This is a genomic window from Pseudomonas sp. S2_A10, from assembly GCF_054668465.1.
In genome coordinates this window covers 1,797,413-1,814,631 of record NZ_CP162773.1, presented here as the reverse complement: position 1 = coordinate 1,814,631, position 17,219 = coordinate 1,797,413, and the positions used below count along the sequence as shown (strand labels likewise).

16 protein-coding genes and 1 pseudogene are annotated in these 17,219 nt (G+C 60.0%); 6 read left to right on the top strand and 11 right to left on the bottom strand.

Going from position 1 to position 17,219, the window contains the following annotated elements; all coding sequences use genetic code 11:
- Positions 1–98: 98 nt before the first annotated feature.
- Both AB4N41_RS08405 and AB4N41_RS08400 read left to right on the top strand, forming a co-directional pair.
- Positions 99–1,031 (top strand): response regulator, encoded by a 933-nt coding sequence (locus tag AB4N41_RS08405; RefSeq protein ID WP_041476598.1) that lies wholly within the window; start codon positions 99–101, stop codon positions 1,029–1,031.
- A 316-nt stretch (positions 1,032–1,347) separates the two neighbouring features.
- Positions 1,348–2,244, top strand: coding sequence for a peptidoglycan DD-metalloendopeptidase family protein (locus tag AB4N41_RS08400; protein WP_252877131.1), 897 nt, complete (start codon positions 1,348–1,350; stop codon positions 2,242–2,244).
- Positions 2,245–2,416: 172 nt separating this feature from the next.
- Here AB4N41_RS08400 and AB4N41_RS08395 read toward each other — a convergent pair whose 3' ends face one another.
- The 3 genes from AB4N41_RS08395 to phoB form a co-directional block, all read right to left on the bottom strand.
- A complete protein-coding gene (locus AB4N41_RS08395; protein WP_016772486.1) occupies positions 2,417–3,757 on the bottom strand; it encodes a hemolysin family protein in 1,341 nt (446 codons plus the stop codon).
- Positions 3,758–3,880: 123 nt separating this feature from the next.
- A complete protein-coding gene (gene phoR / locus AB4N41_RS08390; RefSeq protein WP_460138414.1) occupies positions 3,881–5,167 on the bottom strand; it encodes a phosphate regulon sensor histidine kinase PhoR in 1,287 nt (428 codons plus the stop codon).
- A 137-nt stretch (positions 5,168–5,304) separates the two neighbouring features.
- Positions 5,305–5,994: a phosphate regulon transcriptional regulator PhoB gene (gene phoB / locus AB4N41_RS08385; RefSeq protein ID WP_007896474.1), complete on the bottom strand. Its 690-nt coding sequence runs from the start codon at positions 5,992–5,994 to the stop codon at positions 5,305–5,307.
- Positions 5,995–6,145: 151 nt separating this feature from the next.
- Here phoB and AB4N41_RS08380 point away from each other — a divergent pair, with 151 nt between their 5' ends.
- Entirely contained in the window at positions 6,146–6,529 is a 384-nt protein-coding gene (locus AB4N41_RS08380; RefSeq protein ID WP_252877130.1) for a COG4315 family predicted lipoprotein, read from the top strand.
- A 115-nt stretch (positions 6,530–6,644) separates the two neighbouring features.
- On the opposite strand, the gene ubiA is transcribed toward AB4N41_RS08380, so the two are convergent.
- Together ubiA and AB4N41_RS08370 are read right to left on the bottom strand one after the other, a co-directional pair.
- Positions 6,645–7,535: a 4-hydroxybenzoate octaprenyltransferase gene (gene ubiA, locus AB4N41_RS08375; protein ID WP_252877129.1), complete on the bottom strand. Its 891-nt coding sequence runs from the start codon at positions 7,533–7,535 to the stop codon at positions 6,645–6,647.
- Positions 7,535–8,095 (bottom strand): chorismate--pyruvate lyase family protein, encoded by a 561-nt coding sequence (locus tag AB4N41_RS08370; protein WP_076564594.1) that lies wholly within the window; start codon positions 8,093–8,095, stop codon positions 7,535–7,537. Before AB4N41_RS08370 ends, ubiA begins: the two co-directional genes overlap by 1 nt.
- 201 nt (positions 8,096–8,296) lie before the next feature.
- Here AB4N41_RS08370 and AB4N41_RS08365 point away from each other — a divergent pair, with 201 nt between their 5' ends.
- The 3 genes from AB4N41_RS08365 to AB4N41_RS08355 all read left to right on the top strand — a co-directional run bounded on the left by AB4N41_RS08365 (position 8,297) and on the right by AB4N41_RS08355 (position 10,098).
- Positions 8,297–8,464, top strand: coding sequence for a rubredoxin (locus AB4N41_RS08365; protein WP_041476603.1), 168 nt, complete (start codon positions 8,297–8,299; stop codon positions 8,462–8,464).
- 19 nt (positions 8,465–8,483) lie between these two features.
- Positions 8,484–9,632, top strand: a complete 1,149-nt coding sequence (locus AB4N41_RS08360; protein ID WP_252877128.1) for an NAD(P)/FAD-dependent oxidoreductase — start codon at positions 8,484–8,486, stop codon at positions 9,630–9,632.
- 190 nt (positions 9,633–9,822) lie between these two features.
- Positions 9,823–10,098 (top strand): HU family DNA-binding protein, encoded by a 276-nt coding sequence (locus AB4N41_RS08355; RefSeq protein WP_003213368.1) that lies wholly within the window; start codon positions 9,823–9,825, stop codon positions 10,096–10,098.
- Positions 10,099–10,201: 103 nt separating this feature from the next.
- Here AB4N41_RS08355 and AB4N41_RS08350 read toward each other — a convergent pair.
- The 6 genes and pseudogenes from AB4N41_RS08350 to tssI form a co-directional block, all read right to left on the bottom strand.
- Positions 10,202–10,363, bottom strand: a pseudogene (locus AB4N41_RS08350) (phosphatidate cytidylyltransferase); the annotation flags it as partial.
- A 44-nt stretch (positions 10,364–10,407) separates the two neighbouring features.
- Positions 10,408–11,028 carry a hypothetical protein gene (locus tag AB4N41_RS08345; protein ID WP_143497966.1) on the bottom strand — a complete coding sequence of 207 codons (621 nt, stop codon included), beginning with the start codon at positions 11,026–11,028 and terminating at the stop codon, positions 10,408–10,410.
- Between the two features lie 26 nt (positions 11,029–11,054).
- Positions 11,055–13,382 (bottom strand): lipase family protein, encoded by a 2,328-nt coding sequence (locus tag AB4N41_RS08340; RefSeq protein ID WP_460138378.1) that lies wholly within the window; start codon positions 13,380–13,382, stop codon positions 11,055–11,057.
- Positions 13,379–14,170, bottom strand: a complete 792-nt coding sequence (locus AB4N41_RS08335) for a hypothetical protein (RefSeq protein WP_252877126.1) — start codon at positions 14,168–14,170, stop codon at positions 13,379–13,381. Before AB4N41_RS08335 ends, AB4N41_RS08340 begins: the two co-directional genes overlap by 4 nt.
- Entirely contained in the window at positions 14,167–15,015 is an 849-nt protein-coding gene (locus tag AB4N41_RS08330) for a DUF4123 domain-containing protein (RefSeq protein WP_252877125.1), read from the bottom strand. Before AB4N41_RS08330 ends, AB4N41_RS08335 begins: the two co-directional genes overlap by 4 nt.
- Positions 15,012–17,036 (bottom strand): type VI secretion system tip protein TssI/VgrG, encoded by a 2,025-nt coding sequence (tssI, locus tag AB4N41_RS08325; RefSeq protein ID WP_252877124.1) that lies wholly within the window; start codon positions 17,034–17,036, stop codon positions 15,012–15,014. Before tssI ends, AB4N41_RS08330 begins: the two co-directional genes overlap by 4 nt.
- Between the last annotated feature and the right edge of the window lie 183 nt (positions 17,037–17,219).

The window sequence follows — 17,219 nt, the reverse complement described above, 5'->3', positions numbered from 1 at the left end:
CAGCACCCGCGAACGAAAAGTCCCGGCGTGACTGAAGAGTTTTGGCAATGTGCCATCAGCCAGCGTTATGCTTGCCGGGATTTTAATAGGGGTGTTGGATGAGCAAGATCAGTGTGTTGGTCGTGGACGATGCTTCGTTCATTCGTGACCTGGTGAAAAAGTGCCTGCGTAATTACTTCCCGGGGATCCGCACCGAGGACGCCATCAACGGCAAAAAGGCCCAGGCGATGCTGGCCAAAGAGGCTTTCGACCTGGTGCTGTGCGACTGGGAAATGCCGGAAATGTCCGGCCTCGAACTGCTGACCTGGTGCCGCGAGCAGGACAACCTCAAGACCATGCCGTTCGTCATGGTCACCAGCCGTGGTGACAAGGAAAACGTCGTGCAGGCGATTCAGGCCGGCGTATCCGGTTACGTCAGCAAGCCGTTCACCAACGAGCAGCTGCTGACCAAGGTCAAGCAGGCACTGAACAAGGTCGGCAAGCTCGACACCTTGATGAACAGCGCGCCGACCAAGATGAATTCGGCATTCGGCAACGATTCCCTGAGCGCACTGACCGGCGGCAAGCCTGCCGTGGTCGGCGGCGCTGCGGCCAGGCCTGCCGCTGCTGCACCCGCTCCAGCCGCTGCGCCGTCGCGCGGTTTGCTCAACAGCCCGCCAGTTCAGGCGCCCGGTGCATCCAAGGCGCCGGTGGGCGGTCGTGGTCAGGGCCAGTTGCGCCTGCCGAGCGGTACTCAGCAATGCGTGATCAAGGCCTTGAGCATCAAGGAAGCCCTGCTGGTGGTGAAGCGCACCGAAACCCTGCCGCAGATCCTCGACAGCGCCGTGCTCGATCTGGAGCAGGGCGACAACGCCGAGATCGCGCGGCTCAATGGTTACCTGCACGCCATCGTCGCCCACGAGCAGAAAGCCGACAGCGACTGGCTGCAACTGACCTTCCGCTTTGTCGACCAGGATGCGCAGAAGCTCGACTACATCTCGCGCCTGATCGCCCGGGGCACGGCGCAGAAGCATTTCGTACCCGGCGCGTAAGCTTCGTCGCCCGATATGCCGCCTTCGCGAGCAGGCTCGCTCCCACCCTGGAACGCATTCCAAATGTGGGAGCGAGCCTGCTCGCGAAGGGGCCAGCCAAAACACCACTTGTCTCCCGTGCTCTGATCGTTCCCACGCGCAGCAAAGGAATGCCTCAACCGGACGCTCCGCGTCCTCTGTGCAGGGGACGCAGAGCGTCCCGGGCTGCATCCCCACGCAGAGCGTGGGGACGATCATTTGAAACATCTGTCGACTAGCCTGGTCTGTCTCAGCTGCTAGGCTGATTCCCAGGCCTTCCTTCGACAGACTTTTGCCCATGCTCGCGCGCCTGCTGTTTTTCTGCGGTCTCTGCCTGGCCTCCCAGCTGGCGATGGCCATGACCATCTACAAATCCACCGATGCCAACGGCGTGGTCTCGTACAGCGACCGCCCGAGCAAAGACGCAAAGGTTTTCGTGTTTCAGGACCGTATGGTCGAGCGCCTCGACCGCCAGGTGTACCTGGACATCAAGAAGCAGAAAGGCGTCGACGTGGTGTTTGCGCGCAACGATTTGTACGCGCCGGTCGAGGTTGCCCTGGCCTTCATTGGCACGAGTAATGTGCGCGGCGTGCCCGTGCGGGCGATCCGTCGTGTGCTGCCACCGCGCAGCAACACTCGGCTGGCGCTGCTGACGGCGATCAGCCGTGACCAGCCGCTGGTGTATTCGCCGCAGTTCCAGTACTCGCTGGGCGACCCCGCAGGCAGCGCGCAGAGCTATCGCTATCCGCTGCCCTGGCGTGGCGGGCCGTTTCGCCTGAGTCAGGGCGCCAACGGCCAGTACAGCCACTACGGGCCGAAGAACCGCTACGCCATGGACATCGCCATGCCGGTGGGCACGCCGATCATCGCCGCGCGAGCGGGAGTAGTGGTGAAAACCGAGAATTCCCAGAGCGGGCGCGGTACCGATGCCTCCGGCAATTTCGTCCGGGTGCTGCACGACGACGGCACCATGGGCGTGTACCTGCATCTGAAACAGGGTTCGGTGAGTGTGCGCGAAGGCCAGCGGGTCAAGGTCGGCAGCCCGCTGGCGCTGTCGGGCAACACCGGCAACAGCAGCGGCCCGCACCTGCACTTCGTGGTGCAGCGCAATACCGGAGAGGGGCTGGTGTCGATTCCCTATCAGTTCAACCAGCCGCTGGGGGCGTTGCCCAACTTTGCGTTGGGCAAGCAGTAGGCGCGATAGGGTGTTGAGGGTTTTTGTGGCGAGGGGATTTATCCCCGTTGGGCCGCGAAGCGGCCCCAAATATTGCAACTCTGTACTAACTGACTGCATTCAATGGTTTTGGGACGGCTGCGCCGTCCAACGGGGATAAATCCCCTCGCCACAAGAGCCCCCCAAACTCCCATCAATCGAGCATCAACACCTTGGCCAGAACAATCTTCGGCCCTTTCATCTTCTTGATGATGATCCGCAGGCCTTCGACTTCCAGCACTTCTTCCTCTTCCGGCACCCGTTTCAGGGTTTCGTAAACCAGCCCGGCAAGGGTTTCCGCTTCGATGTGATCAAGATCGATGCCCAGCAGACGTTCGACCTTGAACAACGGCGTATCGCCACGCACCAGCAGCTTGCCCGGCTGATAGGCAAGGATGCCGCGCTCTGCCTTGCGGTGCTCGTCCTGAATGTCGCCGACCAGCACTTCCAGCACGTCTTCCATGGTCAGGTAGCCGATGATGTTGCCGTCAGCCTCTTCGACCACGGCGAAGTGCGAGCCACCCTTGCGGAACTGCTCCAGCAGCTGCGAAAGCGGCATGTGCCGCGACACGCGCTCCAGCGGGCGGGTCAGCTCGGCCAGGTTGAACGACTCTGGAATGTGGTCCAGCGCGGCCAGTTCCAGCAGCAGATCCTTGATGTGCAGCAGGCCGACGAACTCCTGGCGCTCGCTGTCGTACACCGGATAACGGCTGAACTTGTGGCGACGGAACATCGCCAGGATTTCCTTCAGCGGCGCGTTGAACTCCAGGGTGATCAGGTCTTCGCGGGAGTTGGCCCAGTCGACCACTTCCAGCTCGCCCATTTCCACCGCCGAAGCCAACACGCGCATGCCCTGATCGCTCGGATCCTGGCCACGGCTGGAGTGCAGGATCAATTTCAGTTCTTCGCGGCTGTAATGGTGTTCATGGTGCGGGCCGGGTTCACCTTGCCCGGCGATACGCAAAATCGCGTTGGCGCTGGCGTTGAGCAGGTAGATCGCCGGGTACATCGCCCAGTAGAACAGGTACAGCGGCACCGCGGTCCACAGCGACAAAAGCTCGGGTTTGCGGATCGCCCATGACTTGGGCGCCAGCTCGCCGACCACGATGTGCAGGTACGAAATGATGAAGAACGCGGTGAAGAACGACACGCCTTTGATGATCTCGGGCGAGTCGACGCCGACTGCGCTCAGCAGCGGCTCGAGAATATGCGCGAACGCCGGTTCACCGACCCAGCCCAGACCGAGAGAGGCGAGGGTGATGCCGAGCTGACACGCCGACAGGTAGGCATCGAGCTGACTGTGCACGGTGCGCAGGATGTGTCCGCGCCAGCCGTGTTGTTCAGCGATGGCCTCGACCCGGGTCGAGCGCAGTTTGACCATGGCGAATTCCGCCGCAACGAAAAAGCCGTTGAGCAAAACCAGGATCAGAGCAAAAAGAATCATGCCGAAGTCGGCAAAAATGGTTGCGAGGGACAAGCCAGGGGAAGGGTCCATGATGGAGTTTTGCGGGTTCCGTGTGATTCGAAATTAGGGAGAAACAGCGCCTGAAAGGCAGGCACAAGTCAGCCAATGTAGCGGCTGACCGTGCGATTGCCTAGTGGCGTGTGCCGGGCGGCGTCACTCGGTGGCGCTGATCGCCCGTGCGCTGGCCACCTGGGCCGGGGCGAAATGGCAGGTAAACGTGCTGCCGTGGCCGGGCACGCTGCTGATCTCCATTCGCGCGCGGTGGCGCAGCAGCACGTGCTTGACGATGGCCAGGCCGAGGCCGGTCCCCCCGGTGTTGGAGTTGCGGCTGGAATCGACGCGGTAGAAACGTTCGGTCAGGCGCGGCAGGTGTTTGCTGTCGATACCGATGCCGGAATCCTGCACGCTCAGGTGCGCGCCCTGATCGTCGCCCCACCAGCGAATGCGGATGTTGCCTTCGGCCGGGGTGTACTTGACCGCGTTGAACACCAGATTGGAGAACGCGCTGCGCAACTCCGCTTCGCTGCCCTTGAGCAGCACTCCGGCATTGGCCTCGAGGCTGATGCGCTGGTTCTTCGCCCCGGACAACTGCTGCGCATCGCTGGTGATCGATTGCAGCAAGGTGTCGATCTGCACTGGCTGGTTGTCCGACGGATAGTCGGTGGCTTCCAGCTTGGCCAGCAGCAACAGATCGTTGAGCAGCGTCTGCATGCGCCCGCCCTGTTGCTGCATCTGTTGCAGAGCTCGACTCCAGCGCGGGTTCACTTCTTCGACATTGTCCAGCAGGGTTTCCAGATAGCCGCAGATCACCGTGAGCGGTGTGCGCAGCTCGTGGGAGACGTTGGCGATGAAGTCCTTGCGCATCTGTTCCAGCTGATGAATGCGCGTCACGTCGCGGACCAGCATCAGGTGTTCATTGTTGCCGTAGCGGGTCAGGTACAGCTGAATGCGCACGCGATCGTTGGTCGGCGAAGGGATTTCCAATGGCTCGGCGAAGCTGTCCTGCTCGAAGTATTCCTTGAAGCGCGGATGGCGCACCAGGTTGGTCACCGGTTGGCCGCTGTCCTGCGGAGTCTTCAGGCCGAGCAGGGTTTCGGCGGCGCGGTTCCACCATTCGAGATTGCCGTCGCTGTCGAGCATGATGACTGCGTCTTTCAGCGCGGCGGTGGATTCCTGCACCCGGTCGATCACCGCTTGCAGACGCCCGCGCACCCGTTGGTCGCGGCGTTGCAGGTGATAGATGCTGTCGAACACCTCGCCCCACAGACCATAGCCATCGGGCGGCGCTTCGTCGGGTTGATGCTGGCGCAGCCATTCGTGCAGACGCAGCAATTGCTTGAGCGTCCAGGCCAGATAAAGCCCCAGACCCGACGCGAGGCTCCAGCCGTAATAGCCGGTGATCAACCCGATCACCAGACACGCTGTGACCAGCAGCAACATGTGGCGAATCAGGGTGCCATGCCAGTTTTGATTCACAGAGGCGTCCTTAGCCGCAGCGTCAAGTTTCAAGCTACAAGCTGCAAGTCAGAGCGGCTCGCTGTTTCTTGCCGCTTGTAGCTGAAAGCTTGCAGCTGCTTTCATGCTTTTGTGGAGAACCGGTAGCCGGTGCCGCGCACGGTTTGTACCAGATTTTCGTAGGCGTCGCCGAGGGCCTTGCGCAGGCGGCGGATGTGCACGTCGACGGTGCGTTCTTCGACGTAGACGTTGCCACCCCAGACCTGATCGAGTAACTGGCCACGGGTGTAGGCGCGTTCCTGATGGGTCATGAAGAATTGCAGCAGGCGGTATTCGGTCGGGCCCATCTCGGCGGGTTTGCCGTCGATGGTCACGCGGTGGCTGATCGGGTCGAGCAGCAGGCCGCCGACTTCGATCGGCGCTTCGCCGTCGGTCGGACCGGCGCGGCGCAGCACAGCCTTGAGGCGGGCGACCAGTTCACGCGGGGAAAACGGTTTGGTGATGTAGTCGTCGGCGCCGACTTCCAGGCCCTGGATCTTGTTGTCCTCTTCGCCCTTGGCGGTGAGCATGATGATCGGGATGTCCCCGGTCAGCTCGTCACGCTTGAGGCGCCGGGCCAGTTCGATACCGGAGGTGCCGGGCAGCATCCAGTCGAGCAGGATCAGGTCCGGTTTGCGGTCGACGATGATGGCGTGAGCCTGCTGCGAGTTCTCTGCCTCGAGGCAGTCATAGCCGGCCATTTCCAACGCCACGGCGATCATTTCGCGAATGGGCGCTTCGTCGTCGACGATCAGAATGCTCCTGCCAACCATGCCTTAATCCTCTTGTCATTTAACTGTCTTGCGCCGCATTAGATAACGGAATTATTGCAGTCGTGTGACAGTATTTCAGGCCCGCAACATTTGCACCCATCCTTGACTAAGCTCTAAGTCCGAATCCTGACAACCACAAAAGAAGGTTTCCATGACTCAGATGACTGCTTCGTTCAAAGCCCTGCTGATGGCCGCCGCCCTGACATTACCGGGGCTGGCCATGGCGGCCGATCCGGCGATGGAGAAGGACGGCATGTACACCGACCACAAGGGCATGACCCTGTACACCTTCGCCAAGGACTCCGCTGGCAAGTCCGCGTGCAACGACAAGTGCGCGGCAAACTGGCCGCCGCTGATGGCGCAGGCGGGTGACAAATCCATGGGCGACTGGACGGTGATCAAGCGTGACGACGGCACGATGCAATGGGCCTACCAGGGCATGCCGTTGTACACCTTCGTGATGGACAAGAAGGCCGGCGACATGACCGGCGACGGCAAAATGGACGGCGCGTGGAAAGTCGCCAAGGCCAAATAGATGCAACCCAGACGCTGTGGGAGCGAGCCTGCTCGCGAAAACGATGTGTCAGTTATCGCAGAGGTGACTGACATGACGCCTTCGCGAGCAGGCTCGCTCCCACAGGTGTCATGCATTAGCGCAGTGCGTAATCCAGCACGATCCCGACAAATATCGCCAACCCTGCCCAATGGTTGTGCAAAAACGCCTGGAAGCAACGCATACGGTCCTTGCTGCGCGTGTACCAGAACTCCCACGCATAACATCCCGCAGCTACCAGCAAGCCGAGGTGGAAACAGATCCCCAGTTCGAACTTCGATCCGGCCAGGATCAGGCAGGCCAGCGACAATGCCTGCAAGCTGAGGATGATCACCCGATCCGCCTCGCCAAACAGAATCGCCGTGGATTTCACGCCGATCTTCAGATCGTCATCACGATCGGTCATCGCGTAATAAGTGTCGTAGCCCACCGTCCACAGCAGGTTGGCGATCCACAGCAGCCACGCCGCCGCTGGCAACTCGCCGGTCTCGGCGGTAAAGGCCATCGGCATGCCCCAGGAGAACGCCGCGCCCAGCACCACTTGCGGGTAATAGGTGTAGCGCTTCATGAACGGATACGTGAATGCCAGCGCCAGACCGCCCAGCGACAGCCAGATCGTCGGCGCATTGGTGCACAGCACCAGCAGAAAACTGATGCCCATCAGCACGGCAAAGAACACCAGCGCTTCCTTCGAGCTGATCCGGCCGCTGGCCAGCGGCCGTTGCGCGGTGCGTTTGACGTGGCCGTCGACCTTGCGGTCGGCCCAGTCGTTGATCACGCAGCCGCCGGCACGGGTCAGCACCACGCCGAGGACGAAGATGACGATGTTGGCCAGCGACGGCGAACCCTTGCCGGCAATCCACAACGCCCACAGCGTCGGCCACAGCAGCAGGTAAATGCCGATCGGCTTGTCCATGCGCGTCAACTGAACGAAATCCCAGGCGCGCGGGTTCAGACGGTTGAGGGACTTGAGCAGGCTCTGATACATCAGCAATTCTCCGGATGGGCGCGGGCGGCGTCCCACAGGCTCGGCAGGAAGATTTCCGCGACCAGCACGCTCAGCGCACCACGGTCGAAACGCGAACGCCGGCCCCACAATTCAGGGGCTTGCACCGCTGGCGGCAACCATTGTTCAGGGTAGTGGCAGACTTCAATGGCGCGGCGTTGAAATGCCCGATCGCAAAACAGCAATTCGCCCAGCGAGCGGCTGCCCAGCTCATCCATGTGTAAACCATCACCTTGCAGAGCCGCCCGCGAGGCGACGCTGCGGGCAAACACCCAGGCTTCGCCATGACCACGCAAATACACCTCACGCACCCAGCCTTCGCTGCCCTCGGCCAGATCCAGCGCCGCGCATTCATCAGCGCGCAGGGTGTCCCAGCCTTCGAACAGCGGCGACACGCTGAAGCCATCCTCGGACAAACGGGTCAAACGGCGGGTCAGCGAACCTTCGTCGAACAACCAGTCCAGGGTCAACGGATCGGGGCGGGGCGTCAGGCGGTCTTGGGTCAGCCAGAGCGGGGCGGGGCAGGCATTTGAATGTTGCACAATGAGTCATTATTGGCCGCAAATGAGGCGGCGAGCTTACCATGGCAGGCGACAGGATTGAGCGGCGCCGGCCGCCGTTGCGCCGAACAGGCTTGCATCTGCGCGGCACCCTCAGTACAAAACGCCCTGAGCAGGATGGCAGCGCAACACCCATCGACCGTCCGCGCCGGCACTACGCCTGAACCCTGAGGAAGTACCTGAATGAAGAAGTGGCAATGTATCGTCTGTGGCCTGATCTATAACGAAGCCGAGGGCTGGCCGGATGACGGCATCGCGGCGGGCACCCGCTGGGAAGACGTACCGGCAGACTGGCTGTGTCCCGACTGCGGCGTCGGCAAAATGGACTTCGAAATGATTGAAATCAACTAAGCAAATAGAGGAGTAAGGCATGAGCGCACCAGTCGTCATCATCGGCACCGGGCTTGCGGGCTACAACCTGGCCCGCGAGTTTCGCAAGTTCGACAGCGAAACCCCGCTGCTGCTGATCACCGCCGATGACGGCCGCTCTTACTCCAAGCCGATGCTCTCCACCGGCTTCGGCAAGAACAAGGACGCCGACGGCCTGAGCATGGCCGAGCCCGGCGCCATGGCCGAGCAGTTGAAGGCCGAAGTGCGCACCCACACGCGCATCAGCGGTATCGACGCCGGCCACAAACGTTTGTGGATCGGCGAAGAAGCCGTGCCCTATCGCGACTTGATTCTGGCCTGGGGCGCGGAAACCGTGCGCGTGCCGATCGAAGGCGACGGCGGGGAACTGGTGTTCCCGATCAACGATCTGGAAGACTACGCGCGCTTCCGTGCCGCAGCGGCGGGCAAGCGTCGGGTGTTGTTGCTCGGCGCCGGGCTGATCGGCTGTGAATTCGCCAATGACCTGATCCTCGGCGGCTACGAAGTGCAATTGGTCGCGCCATGCGAACAGGTCATGCCGATGCTCTTGCATCCTGCCGCTGCGGCGGCCGTGCAGGCCGGGCTGGAAAGTATCGGGGCGAAGTTTCACCTCGGCCCGGTGCTGACCCGCCTGGAGAAAGTAGTCGATGGCCTGGAAGCGCACCTGTCCGACGGTCAGATCATCCCGTGCGATGTGGTGGTCTCGGCGATCGGTCTGCGCCCGCGCATCGATCTGGCAGCGGCTGCCGGCGTGCAGGTCAATCGCGGCGTGATGGTCGATCGTTACCTGAAGACCTCCCACGCCAACATCTACGCCTTGGGCGACTGCGCCGAAGTCGACGGGCTCAATCTGCTCTACGTGATGCCGTTGATGAGCTGCGCGCGCGCGTTGGCGCAAACCCTCGCTGGAAACCCGACTGCGGTCAGCTACGGGCCGATGCCGATCACCGTGAAAACCCCGGTGTGCCCGCTGGTGGTTTCGCCGCCGCCACGGGGCAGCGAAGGCATTTGGAGCGTCGAAGGGCAGGGCGCCGACGTCAAAGCGCTGTGCCACGGTGCCGACGGTCAGTTGCTCGGTTACGCCCTGACCGGCGGGGCGGTCATGGAAAAACTGGCCCTCAACAAACAGCTGCCGCCGCTGCTGGCGTAAATGCCGGTCGTTCTGTCGCAAACACCGCTCTTTTGCCCCGACAAAGGTCTTGGGGAGACTGGCGCCGCCGTTGGCGGCGTGCCATTCTCACTCCCGTCTGCCGCAGAGTAGAGCCTGCGGCGCCTTGGGCGCTGTTCCAACGAGAACAGCACGGACATAACAACAAAAAACCGTCAAAGGGGCTTCACTAATGCGTAAACCAGAACTCGCCGCTGCAATCGCCGAAAAGGCAGACCTGACCAAAGAACAGGCCAATCGCGTCCTCAACGCCGTCCTCGAAGAAATCACCGGCGCCCTGCACCGCAAGGACAGCGTGACGCTGGTCGGCTTCGGCACCTTCCTGCAACGCCACCGCGGCGCCCGCACCGGCAAAAACCCGCAGACCGGCGAACCGGTCAAGATCAAGGCCAGCAACACCGTTGCGTTCAAGCCAGGCAAATCGTTGAAAGACAGCGTCAATCCTTGATGGCGGCGTGCTCCCCTGAATGACGGGGAGAACCGCAAATGAAAAATGGGCACACCGATTGCGGTCGGGTGCCCATTTTTTGTGGTTGGAGCATTCGTCTAGATCAGACGGAGAAGAAGTAACGCGTCAGGTGAAAGAAGAGCGGTGCCGCGAAGCATATCGAGTCCATCCAATCGAGGATTCCGCCGTGACCTTTGATCATTGTGCCCCAGTCCTTCGCGCTCAGACTGCGTTTGATAGCGGACATGACCAAGCTGCCTAGCCAGCTTGCGGCAGTCATTGGGACTTAAGCATCGGGCAGCACGCCGACTACTCGGTCATCCGAACTGTTAATCGCAATGGCTTATCCTGGAATTGCTCAATTCGTAGCCTGCCCAAAATTTCATCGTTCGTACTCTGCCCTTTGCATACCAATTCATATTTGAAGACTTTACTTAACCGGGAGTCCGCATATTTACACTCGACTGAAAGCAAGTTCTCGTTCGACCCATGCTCGTCCAGTGGTTCATCTGCCAGGTCATTAATATGTATCCAGACGGCGCTTAAGCCAAGTTTCTCTGGATCCTCAGTCATGTCCATGATCCAGATCTTGATTTCGCTGAGGAGCGTGAGACAGCCCCCAATGCTGGGAAGTAATTTGACGTTGAACTTGGCGGTCTGCGCAGTGGGTTGCCAAGGTTGTTTAAATTTTTTGACTCCAAGGTTGGGGTCTCTTGCGTAGTTTTCTGGCGCGTAACAGTAATATGGGGAAAACGGCTGATAGTACGCTTCGGCGGTGACGCTAAAATTCGCAGGGATGTCCATGTTCAGTGTTGCCGAACTGGAGAACGAATTGCATCCAGTTCCAAATATTATGAAGCTGGCCAATAACAAAGCGCGGATCGAGTGCGTTGCAGTGACGAAGTTTAACTTGGGGGACAACGAGAGCATCGGTACTTCCTTGTTGACTGATTAAGTTAAATGAACGAATCAATATCCAGCCGAAACGGCGCGCCAACCGCATGCCCTCCGGTCATCGCGGCGATAGCGGCATCGTGGTCTTCAGCGGCTGGCGGAATCATCGCCAGTTGCTCCTGAACCAGGTTTTCAGGGTGGGCGTTCCAGCGCAGCAGACTTTCCTCGACCCATTCGGGCTGGTCGGCATAGCTGCCGTAAACGTCGACCTCGGTGACCCGTTGACTGCGCAGCGCTGTCAGGCGGGCCATGGTCATGCTGATCTTGTCTATTTCCTGATTGAGCATCAGCGTCTTGTGCGCGCGCTCCTGCTCTCGCACGTAAGAACGGTGGTTGTTTTGCAGATCGCGCTTAACGGCCCGCAGCTGTTGCTGAATATTCTCCAGGGCGCTGCTGATCCACTCGTATTCGCGATTGGTCACCAGCGAACGCTTGAGCTGCAGTGCTTCCTGCCAACGGCGCAAGCTGGCCCAGCAGCCGGGGATGTAGCTGCCGACCATTGAGTGGTGACCTGCGGAGAACAACTGCCGCAAAAACGATTCGCGTTCGGGTAAGCCGTTGGTAGCGTGCAGGGCCTTGGCGCAGCCGTGATCGATGATCGTGCTGCAACCCGGTTTCCACAGAATCGACGACTTGTGACCTTCGCCAAATGTCACCGGCATGAAATGACGCAAATCACCGTGATGCCCATAGTCATCTCCCAGTAAGTTGATCATTCCCAGGATCAGAAATGCGAAACCTCCAACTGGATGCAGGGCCACTAGTCCCACGTTGGCCGCATACATTTCCTTCGGCTTGGCGAAAGTATTCATCCATGTGGCGGGGACGCTCGGAACCGGGTCGTTCTGATTGACGATGCGGTGGTGGGCCAATGCTTTGGCGCTTTCGATGAAGGTGGTGTCGCCGGCGCGGGGGGCGCCGTAGGTGTAGAGCACGATTTGCGGGGAGAACTCCAGGTTGCGTCTCAGCATCTCGGACAGGATCAGTGCAACTGCACCGCCCAGACTGTGACCCGTGATCAGCAGCTTTTGCCCGCTGTAGAATTTTTCCAGATAAGTCACGATAAATGGATAAGCCGCCAAAGCGCCACCGTAGAAACCGCGGTGCACTTTGCCTTCGCCTTCGGCAAAGGGAACCTGATAGGCATCGCCGTCACGCCGGCCGTCGGGCCAGATCTCACTGGTACCGCGTACGCTGATCAGGATCAGTTCGTCGTGGTGGCAGATGAAAGCCTGAGTGTCCGTGCTTTCGACCTGTTTGCGATCATCGAAAAAATGCAGTCTGGCGGGGTGTTCTTGTTGATTCCCTAACGCGGGGTCATTCACTTCGGGGTAAAGATTCGGGTCAAACGGCACCACTTCCAGGCGTTTCGAATACGGCACGTCTTCATACAGTGGATAGTATTTCTGCGATTGTGAGTCATCGACCTTCCACAACTCATCGAACTGCGGCAGCGCGTGGCCGAACCAGTTGCCGCTGCTGGGCTGTAGCGGAAAGCTTACCGTGTCGGTCTGCACCGGTTGAGTGTTGGGTTCCTGTCCGAAATCGGTGTAGCTCAGCGTCGCCATCACCGACAGCTGATAAAGGTTGAGCGCGCAGAACGCGTCGCCTGTCGACAGCATTGGCCGTAGCGCTCTCATCGGCCGTACTTCCAGCACATGGTGTTTGTTCGGCAGCAGTGCGACGCCCTTGGGCGGCGGCGGGGAAAACCCCAACTCGACGGTGGCCATCTCCGCCGCACTCAAGATGGTTAGTCCGCCATCCGCAGAAGTTTTATCGACGACCGTGAAGTCTCTGGACTTCGCAGCGGGGCGCATGAGCTTGTGCGCCGCCCTCTTCGGAGCGTCGCGACGAGCAGCCAGCGGCGGCAAGTGGGCGATGTATTTTACCAGTTCACTGACTTCGACCTGGCAGTACGCATCGGTTTCGGACAGGTCCTTGGCGGGGTTGGCCTGGGTGCGAGTGCCTGTTTTGTGGAAGAAGCGGGTTTTTTCGGCGCGGACTTGGAGTTCGGTGATGGGGAGAGGGTAGTGCGGTCGTTCCTTCAGTCGCGCATATACTTCCTCTTTACCCTGATAAAACTGACTGAGCTTCAGGGTTACGGGACCGCAGTAATGATCAAGAACTTTTCCGGAGCCCGAGGAATCCAGTTTGCCGGTATAAACAATATCTTCGTAATCGACGGCTTCGTAGGTCAAACCGGCGTAGGGTTTGCCATCACCGAACTCGTCCACCAATTGAAAACTTGTGGCTTGTCCGCGTCTTGGGCAGGCGTGGATGTTGCCTTGCATAAAGGCCGCAATGCCGGAATCTGTCGGCTCAATGCTCATGGGGTCTGATCCTTGTTTTCAGTGCAATCGGGGTAAATAGTGCAGATGCGCTCGTCTACCATCCTGAATGTGCTGAAGTCTTTGTAATTGCCGAAACAGAACGCATCCTGATCCTCAAAGGCTTTCCCCATGCAGCGCTTCCATCCGCCGGGCACTTTTACCCACGTGTCACCAAAAGCGGGCTTTTCCCGCTCAGATAATTGGATTTTCAGAGTCACCGTTTTTCCAGAAAGCTGAGTCAGCGTGTACGCCGTGAAAGGACGGCTCCGCCCGACATTGCCCTGTGCATCCATTTTTTTGCAGGTCAGCAGTTTGATCAGATAACGCTTCGGGCCCACCGTGCGAAAAGACCACATGCACTCACCAAAGAACTCAGCTGTCTCGTCATCTCTGAAACTACCCATCTGTCGTTCCAGCAACTCCGGACGTACAGCAATCGAGGCGTAGTCATAGCTGAAGTTGCTTCGCCCTGAACCATAAATACCGATGACCTTGATCTCGATGTAATTCAGCGCCAGCGGACATTCGCTTACGGTTCTGTACAGCGGGATCTCGGAAGTCCCTTGGTACTTCATATTGGTTTTGTTGTATCCCAGCTGAGTGTTTCTCCCGCCAGGCACGGTGCATGTTTGGCCCTTGGCCGGAACATAGGTGGCCGTCAGGTCGTACTTGAATCCAGGTGGAAAATCCGGAACAAACGTAAAGGTGTTCGGGGTCTTCACCGTCGTACAACCCACCAGCAATCCCAGGCAACCACTCAGCAGCAACCCTCGTTTCAAGTTCCTCATCGACCTACCTCTCCCTGCCAATACAACGCTTCCTGATATACCCGCTCAAAATGCATCGCCGGATCTTCACCGGGTTTGGGCAGCCATGATTTGCCTGGCCGATATCCCGGTAACTGCAAACTGCGGGTCAGCAAGAAATGCACGTGCTCCGGTTGTTGCCAGCCCCACAGGTGCGTCAGTTGAATCAGGCCCCACAACCATTCATCGACGTCCAGTTGTTCGGCCAGCTCGGCCATGGCTTCGGTGTGTTCGCCGACCAGGTAACGGCGGGTGTTGTCGAACAGCACGTTGGCGTAGATCAGTTCCGGGGTCGGCGTGTGCAGCCACGGCGGATCCATCGGCAGCGGGTGGTGGCCGGGGTCCGGGTTGTCGATGGCGTTCCATCGTTCTGCGTGCCAATAGCAAACGCTGTTGAATGGCCCGAGAAACGCCGCGCGGTGCTCGGGTTGCAGGTGCGCCAGCGCACGGCCCAGAACCCGGTTGTCATGCACGCGGTACACCGCCTGATTCGGGCGTTCGCCGGTTATCAGGCGCTCGCGCCAATGCGCCGCCAGCAGATCAAGTTCGACGTGACGGGCACTGGCCAGCCAGCCCCAATTGCGCTCGGGCGTGGCGAGCAAGGTCTGGATCGCGGGATGCTGCGCCGTATCGATCTGCAACAGCAGCGGGCCGGTCGGCACCAGCGACTCGGCCGGCGTGCCGGTGTAGAGCGGACGAAACCGCTCGGTGCCGAGGTCGCGGGTCAACGCAGCGTGCTCTGCGCTGTGGCCGTCGGTGTCGAGCATCAGATACAGATCGCAGCCGGCGCGGGACTGAGCGTGCAACCATTGTTCGACCGGGCTCATGCGACTTCTCCCAGCTCGCACAGACCCGCTGCGCAGGCTTCGCACAGCGGGCAAAAATCCGCTGCCTGCTGGCGGGCGCTGTTGACGATCGACAGCGGTGTGGCGCTGCTCGGAAGAACCAGGCCAGCCTCTGCCTGTAGCGGTTGTAGCGGTGCGAGACCCGGCAGTGGCGCGCCGCCCTGAACGATGGGCACGCTGCTGAAAATCCCGCCGGCATTGATCACGACGTGATGACCGCCCGCTGACAGCGTCAGGCTCATGCCGGCATCGATCACCACGTTGCTTGCCGTGACATGCGCCTGCTGGCCGGCCTGGATCACCAGAGCGCCCAGGGTCTGGCTGCTGGTGCCGCTGACCTGCAACAAGTCATCGGCGTTGATCACGGTGCTGCGCAGCCCTTGATGAGTGCGCGAATCCCTGCCCTCGATGAGACTGGTGCTGTCATTGCCGACATGCTCATGGCGGTCACGAGTGATCAGGCTGCGGCTGTCGTTGAGGATCAGTTGCTCAAGGTCGCGCTGCGCGCGCAGGTAGATCTTCTCCTGCCCGGCGCGATCCTCGACCGACAGCTCGTTGTAGCCGCCATTGCGCGGTGAGCTCTGGCTGCGTAATACCGTGCGAGTTTTACTCGCCGGCAAGGGATGAGCGACGGCATTGACCTTGTTGGCGACGCAGCCGGTAATCAGCGGTTGGTCCGGGTCGCCTTCCTGGAAGGTCACGACCACTTCCATGTCGACCCGGGGAATGGTCACCGCACCGAATCCGTCACCTGCCCAACTGGACGCTACGCGTAACCAGCAGCTGCTTTTTTCGCTGTTGCGTTCAGCGCGATCCCAGGGAAACTCGACACGAACCCTGCCGTATTCATCACAGAAGATCTCTTCTCCGGGAGGCCCGGTAACGCGCGCGGTCTGGCAGACCAGCAAGGGCCTTGGCGCGGGCAAAGGCGGACGGTAAACCACCTCTGCGGGAATGGCCCTGAAGGTATTGCGGTAACCCTGGGAAAAACCATCGGCAGGTTTCGCCTCGCTGCTGAAAGCCTCTTCGAGCACCGCCGGTTGCTTGCCTTCGTGACTGAGACTGACCAGCAGCCACAACTCGTTGCAGTCGGCCCTGGGATGTTCGCTCAGCTCGAACAGGTGACCGCTGCGCAAAATCGGCTGATTGCTTTTGCCTTCAATCCATTGATAGTCGCTGCGATGGCGCTCCAATGCCTGACGCGCCAGCTGTTTGCCGTGCTTCTCGGACTTGATCAGCAGTGGATAGCGATAGTCCTCCAGAGCCGGCGTGAACTCGGCGGTGAAGCGGCTTTCCAGCAGCAGGCTTGGGCGCTTGAGGTCATAGTCGCGGCGGGTGACCGTGCTGGTACGTGTGTTGAAGCCCATGCTCAGGTGGTTGACCACCGGGTGTTCGGCGACCATGCCGCTATCGACCCTGAAGGGTGTGGTGCCCAATTTGCGCGCGAACACCGGGCTGTCGCTGAACACCAGCAAATGCCTGTCGAGCGAATGCTGGTGGTGCCAGGCAATACCCTCTTCGGCGCACAGGCGCTGGATGAACAGGAAGTCGCTTTCGCTGTATTGCGTGCAGTACTCACGAGGCTCACCGGCGGCGACATTGAACGTGAAGTCATCGGCCTGGATGCCATGCCCTTTGAGCACTTGCGCGATGATCTGCGGCACTGTCAGCTGCTGGAAAATCCGCTGGTCGTGGCTCATTTGCAGATAATGCAGCGCCGGTACCACTGACAGCTCATAGCGGGTCAGGCGCTTTCCCGATTCGCCGAGCATGACATTTTCGATCCGCCCGTGAATGCCTTCGCCCGCTAACCCGAATTGCAGAAAAGCAGGCTGGCTGAGCAGGCTTTCCAGATCGAAGTCCGCGTACTCGCTCACCAGCTCGATGCGAAATGCGTACAGCTGACTGATCGCTTCGGTGCCAGTGAACGCGAGCACCTTGAAGTCGTGACGAATGGCCGGGATATGCAGTGAGAATGGCGCGCAGTGGCCTTTGCAGAACATGGGCTTGTCCTTAAGCAAAGTGAGTCAAAGCGCGATACCGTCCTCCCTGATCGCCGCGCATGAAAAGTTGCCAGGGCAAGCTAGCGGCGCGGCAAACTAATTGATGTAAGAAGTATCCCTGAAATTTGTCAGAGTATTCCGGTGTGGAAGTCTTGGTTGGAATGCGAGAAGTGTCTGTAGGAT

What these genes read in the sequence shown, in the direction of transcription:
- phoB (WP_007896474.1), bottom strand. Translation starts at nt 5,994, where the DNA reads ATGGTTGGCAGGAGCATTCTGATCGTCGACGACGAAGCGCCCATTCGC.
- AB4N41_RS08330 (WP_252877125.1), bottom strand. Translation starts at nt 15,015, where the DNA reads ATGAGCCCGGTCGAACAATGGTTGCACGCTCAGTCCCGCGCCGGCTGC.
- AB4N41_RS08345 (WP_143497966.1), bottom strand. Translation starts at nt 11,028, where the DNA reads ATGCTCTCGTTGTCCCCCAAGTTAAACTTCGTCACTGCAACGCACTCG.
- ubiA (WP_252877129.1), bottom strand. Translation starts at nt 7,535, where the DNA reads ATGTATCAGAGCCTGCTCAAGTCCCTCAACCGTCTGAACCCGCGCGCC.
- AB4N41_RS08365 (WP_041476603.1), top strand. Translation starts at nt 8,297, where the DNA reads ATGAAGAAGTGGCAATGTATCGTCTGTGGCCTGATCTATAACGAAGCC.
- AB4N41_RS08335 (WP_252877126.1), bottom strand. Translation starts at nt 14,170, where the DNA reads ATGAGGAACTTGAAACGAGGGTTGCTGCTGAGTGGTTGCCTGGGATTG.
- AB4N41_RS08395 (WP_016772486.1), bottom strand. Translation starts at nt 3,757, where the DNA reads ATGGACCCTTCCCCTGGCTTGTCCCTCGCAACCATTTTTGCCGACTTC.
- AB4N41_RS08360 (WP_252877128.1), top strand. Translation starts at nt 8,484, where the DNA reads ATGAGCGCACCAGTCGTCATCATCGGCACCGGGCTTGCGGGCTACAAC.
- AB4N41_RS08400 (WP_252877131.1), top strand. Translation starts at nt 1,348, where the DNA reads ATGCTCGCGCGCCTGCTGTTTTTCTGCGGTCTCTGCCTGGCCTCCCAG.
- AB4N41_RS08380 (WP_252877130.1), top strand. Translation starts at nt 6,146, where the DNA reads ATGACTCAGATGACTGCTTCGTTCAAAGCCCTGCTGATGGCCGCCGCC.
- AB4N41_RS08405 (WP_041476598.1), top strand. Translation starts at nt 99, where the DNA reads ATGAGCAAGATCAGTGTGTTGGTCGTGGACGATGCTTCGTTCATTCGT.
- phoR (WP_460138414.1), bottom strand. Translation starts at nt 5,167, where the DNA reads ATGTTGCTGCTGGTCACAGCGTGTCTGGTGATCGGGTTGATCACCGGC.
- tssI (WP_252877124.1), bottom strand. Translation starts at nt 17,036, where the DNA reads ATGTTCTGCAAAGGCCACTGCGCGCCATTCTCACTGCATATCCCGGCC.
- AB4N41_RS08355 (WP_003213368.1), top strand. Translation starts at nt 9,823, where the DNA reads ATGCGTAAACCAGAACTCGCCGCTGCAATCGCCGAAAAGGCAGACCTG.
- AB4N41_RS08340 (WP_460138378.1), bottom strand. Translation starts at nt 13,382, where the DNA reads ATGAGCATTGAGCCGACAGATTCCGGCATTGCGGCCTTTATGCAAGGC.